The organism is Symbiopectobacterium sp. Eva_TO, from assembly GCF_053848865.1.
Window position 1 is genome coordinate 3,443,238 of sequence record NZ_JBSPEY010000004.1, and the last position, 15,946, is coordinate 3,459,183.

General features: G+C 51.1%; 11 protein-coding genes and 5 pseudogenes. 5 read left to right on the forward strand and 11 right to left on the reverse strand.

The window, feature by feature from the left end; all coding sequences use genetic code 11:
- Positions 1-169: 169 nt before the first annotated feature.
- The gene (locus ACWWJF_RS20320; protein ID WP_455870452.1) at positions 170-454 is read left to right on the forward strand and encodes a hypothetical protein; all 285 of its coding nucleotides are present in this window, start codon (positions 170-172) and stop codon (positions 452-454) included.
- Positions 455-590: 136 nt separating this feature from the next.
- On the opposite strand, the pseudogene ACWWJF_RS20325 reads toward ACWWJF_RS20320, so the two are convergent.
- Positions 591-1,632, reverse strand: a pseudogene (locus ACWWJF_RS20325) (IS481 family transposase).
- Between the two features lie 449 nt (positions 1,633-2,081).
- Here ACWWJF_RS20325 and ACWWJF_RS20330 point away from each other — a divergent pair.
- Positions 2,082-2,873, forward strand: a complete 792-nt coding sequence (locus ACWWJF_RS20330; RefSeq protein ID WP_455870453.1) for a hypothetical protein — start codon at positions 2,082-2,084, stop codon at positions 2,871-2,873.
- 206 nt (positions 2,874-3,079) lie between these two features.
- A pseudogene (locus tag ACWWJF_RS20335) lies at positions 3,080-4,411 on the forward strand (IS4 family transposase).
- Positions 4,412-4,586: 175 nt separating this feature from the next.
- Here ACWWJF_RS20335 and ACWWJF_RS20340 read toward each other — a convergent pair.
- The 6 genes and pseudogenes from ACWWJF_RS20340 to ACWWJF_RS20365 all read right to left on the reverse strand — a co-directional run.
- A pseudogene (locus ACWWJF_RS20340) lies at positions 4,587-5,665 on the reverse strand (IS3 family transposase); the annotation flags it as partial.
- 147 nt (positions 5,666-5,812) lie between these two features.
- On the reverse strand, positions 5,813-5,935 hold the full coding sequence (locus tag ACWWJF_RS20345; RefSeq protein ID WP_455868630.1) for a hypothetical protein: 123 nt from the start codon (positions 5,933-5,935) through the stop codon (positions 5,813-5,815).
- A gap of 74 nt (positions 5,936-6,009) precedes the next feature.
- A pseudogene (locus ACWWJF_RS20350) lies at positions 6,010-6,798 on the reverse strand (helix-turn-helix domain-containing protein); the annotation flags it as partial.
- Between the two features lie 78 nt (positions 6,799-6,876).
- Complete coding sequence (locus ACWWJF_RS20355) at positions 6,877-7,080, reverse strand: hypothetical protein (RefSeq protein ID WP_455870454.1); 204 nt, start codon at positions 7,078-7,080, stop codon at positions 6,877-6,879.
- Between the two features lie 189 nt (positions 7,081-7,269).
- A pseudogene (locus ACWWJF_RS20360) lies at positions 7,270-7,899 on the reverse strand (transposase); the annotation flags it as partial.
- A 185-nt stretch (positions 7,900-8,084) separates the two neighbouring features.
- A protein-coding gene (locus ACWWJF_RS20365) for an IS1 family transposase (protein WP_455868802.1) occupies positions 8,085-8,779 on the reverse strand; the annotation gives its coding sequence in 2 pieces (ribosomal slippage) (positions 8,085-8,536 and positions 8,536-8,779; 696 coding nt in all).
- A gap of 67 nt (positions 8,780-8,846) precedes the next feature.
- On the opposite strand from ACWWJF_RS20365, the gene ACWWJF_RS20370 reads away from it, so the two are divergent.
- A complete protein-coding gene (locus ACWWJF_RS20370; protein WP_455870455.1) occupies positions 8,847-9,395 on the forward strand; it encodes a DUF882 domain-containing protein in 549 nt (182 codons plus the stop codon).
- Positions 9,396-9,477: 82 nt separating this feature from the next.
- Positions 9,478-10,110 carry an MBL fold metallo-hydrolase gene (locus ACWWJF_RS20375; RefSeq protein ID WP_455870456.1) on the forward strand — a complete coding sequence of 211 codons (633 nt, stop codon included), beginning with the start codon at positions 9,478-9,480 and terminating at the stop codon, positions 10,108-10,110.
- Positions 10,111-10,153: 43 nt separating this feature from the next.
- On the opposite strand, the gene ACWWJF_RS20380 is transcribed toward ACWWJF_RS20375, so the two are convergent.
- From ACWWJF_RS20380 to pncB, 4 genes are all read right to left on the reverse strand, one after another.
- On the reverse strand, positions 10,154-11,344 hold the full coding sequence (locus ACWWJF_RS20380) for an amino acid aminotransferase (RefSeq protein WP_455870457.1): 1,191 nt from the start codon (positions 11,342-11,344) through the stop codon (positions 10,154-10,156).
- A 230-nt stretch (positions 11,345-11,574) separates the two neighbouring features.
- Positions 11,575-12,660 carry a porin gene (locus ACWWJF_RS20385; RefSeq protein ID WP_455870458.1) on the reverse strand — a complete coding sequence of 362 codons (1,086 nt, stop codon included), beginning with the start codon at positions 12,658-12,660 and terminating at the stop codon, positions 11,575-11,577.
- 314 nt (positions 12,661-12,974) lie between these two features.
- On the reverse strand, positions 12,975-14,375 hold the full coding sequence (asnS, locus tag ACWWJF_RS20390; RefSeq protein ID WP_455870459.1) for an asparagine--tRNA ligase: 1,401 nt from the start codon (positions 14,373-14,375) through the stop codon (positions 12,975-12,977).
- 161 nt (positions 14,376-14,536) lie between these two features.
- Positions 14,537-15,742 carry a nicotinate phosphoribosyltransferase gene (gene pncB, locus ACWWJF_RS20395; protein ID WP_455870460.1) on the reverse strand — a complete coding sequence of 402 codons (1,206 nt, stop codon included), beginning with the start codon at positions 15,740-15,742 and terminating at the stop codon, positions 14,537-14,539.
- Between the last annotated feature and the right edge of the window lie 204 nt (positions 15,743-15,946).

Here is a 15,946-nt window from a genome sequence, read left to right on the forward strand (position 1 = left end):
CAATCAGTTTCTGCATAACGTGAATTAGGGAGTCATATCCATTGGACCTTGTGGCTTTCATTGCCGATAAAAATATCGTGGCTGATATCGCGTTTAGTGAATTACAGGGGATGAATGGATGTTGTTATGTGAGCAAAAAGCGCAGAGCACACTGTGCCGTGTTGGCGCGATGTGGGCCTTGAGCCTGTTTTCTTTCTATGCGTTGTCGGCTAGCGGGCAGGCGGCGGTAATTTCCCATGCAGCGCCGGGCGTTTCTTCACACACCGCAGGCTCTGCGTCTCATGAAACCAGCGCGGCGGCGTTACAGGCGTTGGCGGCGAAAGGCGTTAAACCGCATTATCTTTCACTCTACGCACTGCACCCGGCACAACGACTGTGGGCGGATGAGCACGCCGTGGTGCAGCTTCAGCAACAGTTGGCGGAAGTCGCGCTGTCAGGAGTACAGCGGCATTAAAATATCGTCATTATGATTCAATGAGTTATAATGCATCGTTCGAAATTACTCGAAATTCGATCGAAATTATTCAATCTGTTTCCATTCAGCTCCCCGGACATCGCGGTACCTATCATTTATACAGGTGTCTGTCAGATTAAATCTGGTTCAGATTTTTTTCTGCCCAGACTCGTTTACCATCAAGTAACGTGGCCATTGGCGTACGCCCGCAGCACATTTTACCCTGATGAGTTCGCTCATTATTGTAATGCCACAACCAGTTGTCCAGATCCTTTTGTAGACTTTCTAGGTCCTCGTATAACGTCTTACGGAACGCAACCTGATAAAAATCCTGCAAAATAGTTTTATGGAAGCGCTCGCAGATACCGTTTGTCTGCGGAGACATCGCTTTCGTTTTCGTATGGTCTATATCGTTGATAGCCAAGTACAGCTGATAGTCATGTTGTTCCACTTTACCGCAGTACTCCGTCCCCCTGTCCGTCAGTATTCTTAGCATTGGCAGCCCCTGAGCTTCGTAGAACGGCAGCACGCGATCATTGAGCAGGTCGGCGGCAGAGATCGGTGCTTTACTCGTGTAAAGCTTGCAGTGCGCCACTTTCGAGTACGTATCCACGAACGTCTGCTGGTAGATACGGCCAACACCTTTCAGATTACCCACGTAGAAGGTGTCCTGCGACCCCAGATAACCCGGGTGAGCAGTCTCTATTTCACCACAGGCTTCGTCGTCGTGCGCCTTCTTCTCCAGTGCAGCGATTTGAGCATCAGTAAGTACGATGCCTTCTCTGGCAACTTTTTCCTCAAGTGCCTTCAGGCGCTTACGAAAGTTTTCCAGATCGTGTCGTTGCCAGATGGAGCGCACACCGCTGCCAGAAATGAAGACGCCTTTTTTACGCAGCTGATTACTGGTCCGGTGCTGGCCATGAGCCGGGAACTCAATGGCGTAATCAACAACCGCACGTTCAGTGGCTTCATCAGCACGGTTTTTCAGGTTGGGAACCCGGCGGTTTTGGTTAACCAGAGCGTCATATGCCGCCTTCTGCCGCCAGTTCCTGATAGCGATAAAACGTGTCGCGTGACACCCCCATGATTTTACAGGCTTTTGATACGTTACCGAGTTCTTCGGCGAGATTGAGCAGGCCGGCTTTGTGTTTGATGATGGGATTGTTAGTATGAAGCATGAGAGTTACCTCGTGTTTTGTATAAGGATTCGACACCCATATCAAAACCGGTAACTCTCAACCTTTCAAGGTCCAGTGTCAGATCAAGTCGCGACTAATACAGATTATTAATATCGATGGTAAGAACTGTGTCGACGGCGAGTATATCCGAAAACTGCGGCGCGATGTCCATCTACTTGTCGAGACACTACAGAATTTTGGCTATCGTACGCTGGTAATGTCTGGAGATACTAACCCTAGCCGATTAGATAAACCGCTTATTGAAAAATACTGATCAAAAGATCAGTTAAATGCTTGACTGGTCAGCCGGTAGACCACATAATACCCCCATGCTGCGGCAAAAGCGCGCAGGACATGAAGCCTCGACTCCCTCTGGTGGTTGGGGCTTTTTACTTATCGCAAAATCTTTAAACATCAGAATATAATATATTCTAAGATAAATTATAAGCATGGAATATATTATGATGCCTGTCGACTCGTTTAGTATTCAAAGCGGAAAATGGCCTTCACCTCATGAGCTACCATCCAGTTTTGGGCTACCACATCGCACCTTCGCTGAGTGGGTCTATCAAGTAAAAAACGAGCCGGTGGATTTTGATAGTAAACCCAAACCCCCATGCGAGTCATCCGCCAAACGTACATTGATGGCAGTTCTTCGGAAGCTTGTTGGAGTGTTCCAACGTAAACAATCCTCACAGATATCGTCGCAGGGTCAACCAACAAGTCGCCTGTTGGATATTGGTAGTACTGGATTGATTGGAAAAAAACCGCAGACAAAAGATGTTCTGCGCTATTTTGAACAGTTGATCAAAGATATTGATATCCTTTGGGCTGAAATAACTCATGGAAAGCCTGAGCTTTTATATGACCAAGTAGCTCGGCGTAGTTTTAACAGAGAAATGCTGGAAGTAGAACTCGCAAATAAGTCTCCCATGACCTGTGCTTTAATAGCTATAAACTTTGAAGGAAAATATGGAAACCATCTCCGTGGTATTCTGACATTTGCTGCCAAACAAATTGAGCATAAAGATCCGGTACAGGTTTCGATTATTGATAAATATGCGAGCTTAATTGAGGATTTAATCATAGTCCTAGATTGGAGACTATTTATCCGTAATAAATCTGTTAATTCTCTGCTTGATATCCCATATCGCACTGAGGCTGATCTCCACTGTTACAGTGAACCGACATCGAAAGACATTGAGGCACTATCTGCCGTAGGCATAGTACTATCGAAATAGCTTTAATACTTTAAATGCATGATAGTATCGCGTTGTGTTTCGACTCACATCGTGCAGGCTGAGAGGTCTGCGGGTTCAAGTCACCTCGTTATACACAAGTCCGCAACGCCTTATATGCCAAGGGTTAGCGGGCTGAAATAGGCAGCCGGTGGGGTTGTAAATGAAGTGAAACCGACGTGTACTATCGCCATTTACGGCGCTGAAAAATGACACGGGATTCAGATGGCTGGGCACACCAAGAACTGGAAGGGGTAAATCTTGGTGACACGAAGCTCAATAAGCGTGCCAAAGGGCTTTTGATACGGCTGGCTGAGAATCCGCAAGCCAGCATTCCGCATACGTGCCTCGGATGGTCTGAGACGCTGGGTGCTTAGCGCTTCATGGAGAGCCAAGCATTCGAATGGCGAGACATTCTGCAACCTCACTGGCAGCGTACGCAGGAAAGGATCCGAGAACACGAGGTTGTGCTGTGTATCCAAGACACTACCGAGCTTGACTTCAACGGGCAGCAAATCCAAGGCTTGGGTCCCTTGAACTACGAAGCCAGGCGTGGTCTGTACCTGCATCCGACCTACGCGGTCAGTCCGGATCGCGTGGGGTTGGGCGTACTGGATGCGTGGATGTGGGCAAGAGAGCCGAAGGATGCAGACGGAAAACGCGATGGGCTCAAGGAGAGTACGCGCTGGCTCGAGGGATACGAGCGAGTTGCTGAACTCGCCTCGGAGTTGCCAAACACACGTCTGGTGTACTTAGCCGATCGCGAAGCGGATATCAAGGCGTTGATGCAGCTCGCTGATGACCTTGGCACTCCGGCTGACTGGTTGATCCGCTCGACTCATAATCGCAGTCTGGACTGTAATGAGAAGCTTTGGCAGAAGGTTGGAAAGACCGTGCCGGTGGGAGAAATCCAATTCGTTATGGCGGCTCGCGCGGGGCAGAAGGCGCGTACGGTGAAACAGGCGCTGCGCGTGAAGCGAGTGTCGCTGCGTTGCGGGTTGGCAGTGACTTGTGTGATAGCCAAGGAAATTGAGCCGCCAGCAGGCGTGAAGCCGGTCGAGTGGCGGTTGCTGAGCAATCGCGTACCTGAAGGACGAGAAGATATCGTGGAGCTGATCGACTGGTATCGGGCTAGATGGGAAATCGAGATGTTCTTCAATGTGCTGAAGAACGGCTGCTGTGTCGAAGCGTTACAGTTATCGACCGTGGATCGCATTGAGCGGGCATTGGCGCTGTTCATGATCGTGGCATGGCGCATCGCCTATTTAATGCGTATGGGACGAACCTGTCCAGAGCTGGACGCAATGTTGTTCTTTGATTCCGACGAGACTCATGGAGCTTACCTACTGATGAACAAGCGTATGCCCAAGGGCCGCCCTAAGCTAAACGAAGTATTGCGCTTAGTTGCGCAACTGGGAGGCTTTCTTGCTCGAAAAGGCGACGGTGAACCAGGCGCAAAAACTATCAGGAAAGGCTTGCAGAAAGTCATGACGGCCGCCGAAACGCTACGCGCGCTCAGGCACGAACAGAGATGTGTATAACGTGTATTAGCTCAGACCTGATCTGACAGTTACCGGTTATTTATACAGGTGTCTGTCAGATTAAATCTGGTTCAGATTTTTTTTCTGCCCAGACTCGTTTACCATCAAGTAACGTGGCCATTGGCGTACGCCCGCAGCACATTTTACCCTGATGAGTTCGCTCATTATGTAGTGGTCAACTAATATTGGCCACCGCATTAGACTGTATGTAGAACAGTCGCTCAGATTCGTTTGGAGTTAAGCCGCCGTTATACCAGTGAGGCCGGATAGCGCTGTAATACCCCGTGATGTAGCGGATAATCGCGTCCTGGGCTTCGCTGAAGCTGTTGTAACCCTTTGTCGGCACCCATTCTGTCTTCAGGCTGCGGAAGAACCGCTCCATTGGCGCATTATCCCAGCAGTTACCCCGCCGACTCATACTCTGCTTTATCCGGCAGCGCCACAGGGCTTGCCGGTATTGACGGCTGGTATAGTGGCTGCCCTGGTCGCTGTGGAACATGACTCCTGTTGGTTGTCCCCGGAGTTCCCAGGCCATCTGCAACGCTTTAACTGTCAGCGCCGAGTCCGGCGACGTCGACATGGCCCAGCCCACCGGTTTGCGGGCGAACAGGTCTAGCACCACCGCAAGGTAAGCCCAGCATTTGCCCGTCCAGATGTAGGTCACATCGCCGCACCAGACCTGATCCGGCGCGGTAACCGCGAACTGGCGGTTGAGATAGTTCGGTATTTCAACGTGTTCATTGCCGCCGCGTTTGTATTTGTGAGCCGGTCGCTGGCAGCTGGCGATACCCAGCTCCTTCATCAGCTTGCCAGCCAGCCAGCGCCCCATTTTGACACCAGAGCTGCCGGTGACGATGGTCGCGATACTTCGAGCGCCGGCAGAGCCGCCGCTGGCGTTCCAGGCTTCCATGACGCGACTACACTTAACCACGCGCTCACCGTCGGGTTCATTAGCGGAAGCCTGCCAGTGCCTGTAGCTGCTGCGATGTACCTCAAAAGTTTAGCACAACGCCGTGACCGGGTATCGCGCCCTCAGCCTGTCGACTACCGTGAACCGTTGAGTGAGTCCGACATTAAGAGCGCCGTAGCCTTTTTTAGGATTTCGTTCTCCATTTCAAGGCATTGGACTTTTTTCTTCATCTCACGCAGCTCGAGCTGTTCAGGGGTAAGAGGAAGTCCCGTTGGCGTTTTTCCCTGTCGTTCAAGGCGAAGCTTATTGACCCAGCGACTAATGGCAGAATGGCTGACATTAACCCATATCGTTATACACATCTTTTGGCCATTTTTTGAACAGGATGCTCAGAACCCCGTGAATTAAGGCATTCAAGCCATCCCATTGGCTTTTTGAGGTTCAAAATGCCACTCTGAGATAAACCCGTAACTCATTGATTAAACAGTGCGTTAGAAAGATGTGTATAACGATATGACATTAACCGCCTCTGCGGCCTTAACGTATGTGTAGCCGTGGTCGACAACCAGCTTTGCGGCTTCGAGCTTAAATTCCGCCGTAAAATGTTTACCCATGAGGTCACCTGTCGTGTTGATGAGGTGAGCATATCACCTCCGATCAGGTGGCCAGTATCAGTGTGCCACTACACTTTCGTTTTCGTATGGTCTATATCGTTGATAGCCAAGTACAGCTGATAGTCATGTTGTTCCACTTTACCGCAGTACTCCGTCCCCCTGTCCGTCAGTATTCTTAGCATTGGCAGCCCCTGAGCTTCGTAGAACGGCAGCACGCGATCATTGAGCAGGTCGGCGGCAGAGATCGGTACTTTACTCGTGTAAAGCTTGCAGTGCGCCACTTTCGAGTACGTATCCACGAACGTCTGCTGGTAGATACGGCCAACACCTTTCAGATTACCCACGTAGAAGGTGTCCTGCGACCCCAGATAACCCGGGTGAGCAGTCTCTATTTCACCACAGGCTTCGTCGTCGTGCGCCTTCTTCTCCAGTGCAGCGATTTGAGCATCAGTAAGTACGATGCCTTCTCTGGCAACTTTTTCCTCAAGTGCCTTCAGGCGCTTACGAAAGTTTTCCAGATCGTGTCGTTGCCAGATGGAGCGCACACCGCTGCCAGAAATGAAGACGCCTTTTTTACGCAGCTCATTACTGGTCCGGTGCTGGCCATGAGCCGGGAACTCAATGGCGTAATCAACAACCGCACGTTCAGTGGCTTCATCAGCACGGTTTTTCAGGTTGGGAACCCGGCGGTTTTGGTTAACCAGAGCGTCAATGCTGCCTTCTGCCGCCAGTTCCTGATAGCGATAAAACGTGTCGCGTGACACCCCCATGATTTTACAGGCTTTTGATACGTTACCGAGTTCTTCGGCGAGATTGAGCAGGCCGGCTTTGTGTTTGATGATGGGATTGTTAGTATGAAGCATGAGAGTTACCTCGTGTTTTGTATAAGGATTCGACACCCATATCAAAACCGGTAACTCTCAACCTTTCAAGGTCCAGTGTCAGATCAAGTCGCGACTAATACATATAACGAGGTGGTCTATGGCCTCCCGGTCGCAGCAGTCCAGTGCGAACGTCACCCGCAGCTTCTCGCCGTTGTCACAACCGAACTCGAAGCCATCTGAGCACCAGCGCATATCGCTCTCTGCTACCGCGATTTTGCCTTTATGCTCCCGCTTCGGACGTTCAGTTTTATCATGCAACAACAGCAGGTTATGCTCATATCGTTATACACATCTTTCTAACGCACTGTTTAATCAATGAGTTACGGGTTTATCTCAGAGTGGCATTTTGAACCTCAAAAAGCCAATGGGATGGCTTGAATGCCTTAATTCACGGGGTTCTGAGCATCCTGTTCAAAAAATGGCCAAAAGATGTGTATAACGATATGGGTTATGCTCGCTCATTATCCTGTAAAGCCGTTTGGCGTTCACCGGTGGAAGTCCCTCTGCACGACGTTGCTTACGCAGGATACCCCACACTCGGCGGTAACCGTAACTGGGCATGTCGCTGATGATACGGAGGATGTCCGATAATATCTCAGCATCAGCTTCGTCATTACGCCGGTTGCTGCGCCTGTCCAGCCAGTCGGCAGAACGGTTAACCCGCAGTGACAGCTGCGCACGCGACACGCTCATGGCGCGGCTGACCAGAGCTATTCCCCGTCCTTTGGCAACAAGGGCGCGTGCGCTATCCATTTTCGCGACTGGCGGTACTCCACTGCTTCTTTGAGGATCTCAACTTCCATCGTCTTCTTACCCAGAAGGCGCTGTAGCTCCCGGACCTGCTTGAGGGCAGTCGCCAGCGCCGAAGCTGGAACCACTTCTTCTCCGGCCGCAACGGCGGTGAGGCTTCCTTCCTGGTATTGCTTCTTCCACTTAAACAAAAGGCTGGGCTGGATGCCATGCAGGCGGGCTACATGGGAGACGTTCATCCCCGGCTCCATTGTCTGCTGAATGATGGCGATTTTCTCTTGCGGAGTTTTTACGCTTACGGACTTCTTGCCCTAACAGGATCCCGGTCATTTCAAAATTAGCATGATTGTTAGACATATATCTAAGCCTATCTCTTATCTGGAGATACAGCTACTGTCTGGTGTTACAGGGGGCTACATCAACCAGAGCATCAGTGATTATATTTATTTCTGCATTAGACAGGTGTAAAATATCTCCTGTTCAGACATGACTAAATCCTTGGGTAATGACTCCAATTAGTAGAACATGTGTTTTTCGATGAAGGCTCCGATGACTTTTTCGTGGATCTCGACGGAGCGCGAGAAGCAAATCGTTTTACGCGCCAGTCGTTTAATGCGGGTACGGAGCGTCAGGTTATTGCGCTCTATGCGTTGCGTGAAGATCTTGCCAGTCAGATGTTTCTGCTTCGGAACCTCTCTTGCATAGCTGCCCCAGTTGTCACTGGTAATCATGCCGATGTTGAACGGTGTCAACAGAGCCAGCAATTCACGGCAGGTCTCATCGGTTCGGGGGCCAAAAGTGTAGGCCAGAACACCGCCCGTTTTGGTATTGTAAGCGTACCAGAGCCAGTGCTGTAGCGCCTTACTGCCAACGAAGCTCCATTGCTCATCAAGTTCACAGATAAGGGCGACGTCGGCGTGAGCAACGGGAGAAGACGTTATCCTGCGGGGCGAGAGCTTTTTAAAGCCCGGATGACCGTATTGATGCCGATTTTCAACGTTCTGGCGGTATCGCGAACACCGGCACCGTTGAAGGCCATATCAACGATCTGCTCTTTGACTCCCGGCTTTCGCGCTTCATAGCGGTAGGTAAGCTGGAATACACGGCGACAGCAGTGACACCGGAAGCGTTCGCGCTTAGTTGGACTAAGGCCATGTCGATAAACTTTATCTGAATGGCAGCGAGGGCAATGAACAAAAACAGTAACCACGTGGAAACCTCAAATAGCGGCAGAATATCACAAAAGCCAACTATTTGAAGGCATTACCGCACACTTCATGGAATTCATCGATCATCATCGCCGCAGATGGCTGGCGCTGGGCGGGGCCGCATTGGGAGCAGCCATGCTACCGGGGCAGGCGTTTGCCACGCCATCAACCCCACGTCCACGTATTCTCACGCTAGCAAACCTCAATACCGGCGAGTACCTTAAAACTGAATTCTTCGATGGCCGCCGTTACAACAAAGATGAATTGTCCCGTCTGAACCACTTCTTCCGTGATTATCGCGCCAATAAAATCAAAACCATCGATCCTACGCTGTTTGACCAACTCTATCGCTTGCAAGTGATTTTAGGCACCAACAAACCGGTGCAGCTGATTTCGGGGTACCGCTCGGTGGACACCAACAATGAAATGCGCAGCCATTCGCGCGGTGTGGCCAAACAGAGCTATCACACCAAAGGGCAGGCGATGGATTTTCACATCGAGGGTGTGCAACTGGCCAATATTCGCAAAGTGGCGCTGAAACTGAAGGCGGGTGGCGTAGGCTACTATCCGAAAAGTAATTTCGTGCACATTGATACCGGGCCGACGCGGAGCTGGTGACCCTTAACGCTAATAGACCCCGTGGCCTGACCGTGTAATGATGGCGGTCACGTAAGGGTGCTTTTTCGTGAAGTGGAGTGCTATGAAATACCAGATTGTTCCCGTGACGGCGTTCAGCCAAAACTGTACGTTGTTGTGGTGTGAGGAAACCCGTGACGCGGCGATTGTTGACCCCGGTGGCGAAGCGGAAAAAATCAAACGTGCCGTCGCGCAGTGCGACATCAAAGTATCGCAAATCCTGTTGACGCATGGACATCTCGATCACGTCGGTGCGGCTCAGCAACTGGCCGATCACTATCAGGTGCCGATTATCGGCCCGCATCCCGCTGATGCTTTCTGGCTTGATGGTTTGCCCGCACAGAGCCGCATGTTTGGCCTGACAGAGTGTGCGCCGTTAACCCCGACGCGCTGGTTGCAAGAAGGGGATTCGGTGACGGTGGGCAACACTGAGTTGTCCGTGTTGCACTGTCCGGGACATACACCGGGCCACGTGGTGTTTATCGACAAGGTATCGCGTCTGGCGCAGGTGGGCGATGTGATCTTTAATGGCGGTGTCGGGCGTAGTGATTTCCCGCAGGGCGACCATCAGGCGTTGATTACGTCTATCCGCACCAAGTTGTTCCCACTCGGGGACGATATCACCTTTATTCCTGGACACGGCCCGATCTCGACGCTGGGGCAGGAGCGTAAGACCAATCCTTTTGTGCATGATTAATGCACTGGCATCCCCCGACTAGCAGGGGATGCCTGGCGGCATATTACAGCACGGCCACAATGGCTTCGCATAGCGGAGCCATGTTTTCCGGCGTCATACCTGCCACGTTAACCCGTCCAGAGTTCACCGCATAGACCGCAAACTCATCGCGTAGACGCAATACTTGATCTTTGGTCAGGCCGCTGAACGAAAACATGCCATTCTGCTGAATGATAAAGGAGAAGTCCTGCGCCGCGCCTTTTTCCTGCAAGGTATTGACGAACAGATGACGCATGCGTTGAATGCGCTCGCGCATCGCCGTCAGTTCCTGTTCCCACAGCGTACGCAACGTCTCGTTGCCGAGGATGGTTGCCACCACCGCCGCACCGTGTGCCGGTGGGTTGGAGTAGTTGGCGCGGATGATGGATTTCACCTGGCTAAACGCTTTGTCTGCCACATCGGCATTGGCCGCGACCAGGGTGCAGGCACCGACACGTTCGTTATACAAGCCAAAGTTCTTCGAATAGGAGCTGGAGACCAGTAATTCCGGGTGGGAAGCAGCGAAAATACGCAGACCCTCGGCATCCTCTTCCAACCCGCGAGCAAAGCCCTGATAGGAAAAATCAAACAGCGGCAGCCAACCCCTCTGAGCGGACAAGTCAGCCAGCGCTTGCCACTGCTGCGCCGTAGGATCGATACCGGTCGGGTTATGGCAACAGCCATGGAATAACACCACGTCGCCCGCCTGAACCGCTTCGAGGCTTTTGACCATGCCATCAAAGTCCAGCGCGTGGTTAGCGGCATCGTAGTAGTGATAATCACACACTTCCAGCCCGGCAGCCTGAAACACGTTTTTATGGTTAGGCCAGCTCGGGTTACTTACCCAAATACGCTTAGCGGAGGTCTGGTTGGCGATAAACTCTGCGGCAATACGCAGGCCACAGGTGCCACCCGGCGTCTGTGCGCTACGCGCACGCTTTTCACTGATTATCGCGCTTTGTTTGCCGAACAGTAGCTCTTGCGTACGCAGGGCGAACTCGGGCAGGCCATCGATCCCGAGATAGTTTTTGGTGGCTTCATTTTCCAGCAAAAATTGTTCTGCTTTTTTTACGCTGGCCAGCACCGGTGTCTTTCCGGTTTCATCTTTGTATACGCCGATACCCAGGTTGATTTTTTGTGGACGAGAGTCGGCGCGAAACAGATCGGCCAGGCCAAGAATCGGGTCAGCGGCAGCGGCAGTAATATGTTCAAACATTGATGGCTATTCCATGACAGAGGTTAGGCAAGAACCTTCAGGTTACCGCTAGCCATAAGCTTTGCCAACCGTTTGCGATCAAAATGCAGGTGAAATAACAGGAAAAATTGTGGCGGGAGCGATAGCCATAAATGGCGCTAATAGTCAGGGGAGAGAAAACAAAAAGACAGGGCGCAAGGCCCTGTCTTTTTCGTTATCAGACTGCGTAATGCAGTGGTGATAAAACGAAATTAGAACTGATAGGTCAGACCAACAGCAACAACGTCATCAGAGCTCACGCCGTATGCATTGTCATCTTTCAGCAGGTTGATTTGGTAATCAACATAGGTAGAGAAGTTTTTGTTGAACGCGTAAGTACCGCCAACGCTCACGTATTTGGTGATGTAGTCGTTGGTTTTGGTAACAGACGTGTCGTCTTTAGCCTTGGCAGCAACATAGGCCAGAGACGGAGTCAGACCGAAATCGAAGTTGTACTGAGCAACAGCTTCAAACACGGTAGTTTTGTCAGCAACGCCAGTATATTTGCTGCCATCAATGTAGCTCAGATTACGGTATTCACCGTAGGTGGTGGCAACGTAGATGCTGTTAGCGTCATATTTCAGACCAACAGCAGCAGCTTCCGCGTTCTGACCTTTACCACCAGGATAGGCACGTTGAGCGTCAGTGCGGCTGTAGGTAGCATAAGAACCGATGATGCTTACACCGATCGGAGATGCGTACTCCAGTGAAGTACCCCAGCCGTCGCCATTCTGTGCGGATTCATCAGCACGTTTGTTGGTGGTGCTTTCGGTGTTCTTACCTTGGTATTGCAGACCAAAGTTCAGGCCATCAACCAGACCGAAGAAACCTTTGTTGCGGTAAGTAGCAACACCACCAACACGCTGAGTCAGGTTGTCGGTGTATGCTGAATCACCGCCGAATTCCGGCAGAACGTCGGTGTAGGAGATACCGTCGTATGCGATACCCAGGTTACGACCGTAGTCCAGAGAGCCGAAATCAGTCACTTTAAAACCAACGAAAGCGTAACGGGTCTTGTCGCCACTTTGAGCTGATTCAGGGTGATTGCCTTTGAATTCATATTCAAAACGGCCATAACCTGTCAGGTCGCTGTTGATTTGAGTTTCGCCTTTAAAACCCAGACGAACGTAGGTTTTGTCGCCTTCGTTGCTGTTGTCATCGGAGAAATAACGCAGGCCGTTAACTTTACCGTTCAGGTCCAGTTTGTTGCCGTCTTTGTTGTAGATTTCAGCTGCGTTTGCTGCGCCAACAGCTAACAAAGCCGGGATTACTACTGCAAGAATATTGCGTTTCATCATTATTACCCTCATTGGTGTTTTAAGACACCCGCCGCTGCCATTAACAATTCTCGAAAAAAGTAATAAAACTCTTACGGAACTATCACTGGAAGTTTGGTGCCCTCCTGTGTCTGAACGCAGTGTTCCATTCACTCGCCCGTTAATCTACCCTTGAAATGATACTAAGTTCGTAATAAGGTAATGAAAAGAAATATTGTGTTTCAAATTGTAAATATTAGAGAACTTTGTGAGCCTTATCTGAAAGAAAAAAAAAGGCCGCGAAATATTCGCGGCCTTTTTTCTAGTTATTTGTTTTACTTATGTTTAATGCGTATTTAGAAACTGGCGTTGCGCGGAGTGCGAGGGAAAGGGATCACATCGCGCACATTTTGTACACCGGTAACATAGGCAATCAGACGTTCAAATCCGAGGCCAAAACCGGAGTGCGGAATGGTGCCGTAGCGACGCAGATCGCGATACCACCAGTAATCTTCTTTATTAAGCCCCATCTCTTCCAGACGGCTGTCCAACTGCGCCAGACGCTCTTCACGCTGAGAACCACCGATGATTTCACCGATGCCCGGTGCCAATACGTCCATGGCTGCGACGGTTTTGCCGTCTTCATTCATACGCATATAGAAAGCTTTGATGTCTTTCGGGTAGTTTTTTACCACCACTGGCGCTTTGAAGTGCTGTTCTGCCAAATAACGCTCATGCTCGGAGGCAAGATCGACGCCCCAGAACACCGGATTTTCGAAGGTGTGTCCGCAATTGAGAAGGATCTCAATCGCATCGGTGTAATCCACCTGGGCGAAATCTGCACTGACGAAGTTTTCCAGACGGCTGATCGCTTCTTTATCTACACGCTCAGCAAAAAACGCCATGTCATCGGCGCGCTCTTCGAGCACGGCTTTGAACACGTATTTCAAGAGGCTTTCTGCCAGCGCTGCGGCATCGTCCAGAGTCGCAAAGGCCACTTCCGGCTCGATCATCCAGAATTCCGCCAGATGGCGGCTGGTGTTAGAGTTTTCGGCACGGAACGTGGGGCCAAAGGTGTACACATTGGAAAGCGCACAAGCGTAGGTTTCACCGTTCAATTGGCCTGAAACAGTCAAGAAAGCCTCTTTGCCGAAGAAATCTTCACTGAAATCCACTTTGCCCGCATCGGTACGCGGCAGGTTTTCCAGATCCAGCGTGGAAACGCGGAACATCTCACCGGCACCTTCGGTATCCGACGCAGTGATAAGCGGCGTAGAGACCCAAAAATAACCGTTCTCATGAAAGAAGCGGTGAATGGCCTGGGCCAGCGTATGGCGCACGCGTGCTGCGGCACCGATCAGGTTAGTGCGCGGGCGCAGGTGCGCGACTTCACGCAGGTACTCAATGCTGTGACGTTTTGCCGCCATCGGGTAGGTGTCCGGATCGTCCACCCAGCCCACCACCTCAACGGCGGTGGCTTGAATTTCGAAAGACTGACCTTCACTCGGCGACGCAACCACGGTACCCGTGATGATCACAGAGCAGCCGGTGGTCAATTTCAGAACGTCATTCTGGTAATTGGGAAGATTATTATTTACGACCGCCTGTAACGGATTAAAGCAGGAACCGTCATAGACGGCGATAAAGGAGATACCGGCTTTAGAATCTCTCCGGGTACGTACCCAGCCGCGCACGGTGACTTCACTGTCAACGGCGACACGGCCTTGCAGTACGTCGACTACAGGCACTACGCTCATAAAATTCTCTCTTCTCAATGAATGATATTTAACGGGTCAACCCCTAAGGGTGATTTGCTATGTTACTTGCCGTCTGGCAGGACACAAGCAGAAATCACCGGAATGCGTCAAGTTTTGCGCATTCCGGTAACGTTGGGTTAAATACTGAGCAGTCGAGGAGACTAACTGGCTTTTCTGATACGCGGCAGATCGAAGGCTTTGCGCAGTGCGGAAATAAATGCGGCGTCATGGCAGATGGTTTTGCCGGGGCTGTCGGAGAGTTTCGCCACCGGGCGACCGTTACACTCCACCAGTTTGATGACGATATTCAGCGGTGTAACGCCTGGAATATCGCAGGTCAACCGCGTGCCGATGCCAAACACCAGATTGATACGCTGAGAAAAATGGCGATAAAGCGTAAGCGCTTTTTCCAGATGCAAGTTATCGGAGAACACCAGCGTCTTACTCATGAGGTCAATGCCTAACCGTTGATAATGCGCGATGGCATTTTCGCCCCAATCGATCGGATCTCCGGAATCATGACGCAGACCCTGATAGGCATTAGCGAAATCGAGATCGAAATCGCGCAGGAACGCATCCATGGTAATGCAATCCGTCAGCGCGATACCAAGCTGATCGGGGTATTCCACTAACCAGGCGTGCAGTGCGGCACGTTGGCTGTTAGCCAATGTTGCACCGAGTTGCTGGTGCGCCTGGAACCATTCATGCGCCTGTGTTCCCAACGGTGTCAGCCCCAAGCGGCGCGCCAGGTCGTAGTTGCTGGTGCCAATCAAATAGGGGAATTCTTGCTGTAATACGCTCACGATCTCGTGTTGCACGTCGCGGGAAAAACGACGCCGGGTGCCAAAATCCATCAGTTTGAAATGGCTCAGGTCGATACCCTGACTGCGTTCACGGAACTGCGCCAGCGTGCAGCGCAACTGCGCCACGGCGTGCACGGCGCTAACGTCGGGCGTGCGCGAGCGGTGCACCACTTCACTGATCACCGCCAGCAAGGGAACTTCCCATAAAATCACTTCGCGCCACGGGCCGCGAATGCGAATATCCAGTTTGCCGTGATGGTTGCTCACGGTAACTTGCTGCGGGTTAAAGCGGAAATGGCGTAGCCACTGTAAATAATCTGCGGTAAAAAAAGGCAGCGTAGAGAGGTAAGCGAACTCATCGTCGCTGAGTGACAGTTGGCTCATCAGCGCAATCTGCGCGGTGATAGCCTCTGCATAACTCCCTAACAGCTCATCGCCGCGGCAGCGGAATTCCGCTGTAACGTCCACATCATAATAATGATGAAACACCGCTTGCTGCATATGAAGCTTGTACGCATCCGTATCCAGCAATGAGTTCAAAATCGGGGAAGGGTGTAAAGTCATAATGCGTTACAGCATCCTCGTCAGACGCGTTTCCACTATCAAAATCATCAGCAACGTTCGGTTAGTATACCTTGATTCACGCTGCATTGTCGCTATCACCAGATAACAGGGTCTTCTCTTGTTGTGGTGGCTGAAGGCATGATAATGGTGCATTTAATCGCCAGAGGTCAACGCCATGGACGAAAAGTCTCTCTACGCTCATAT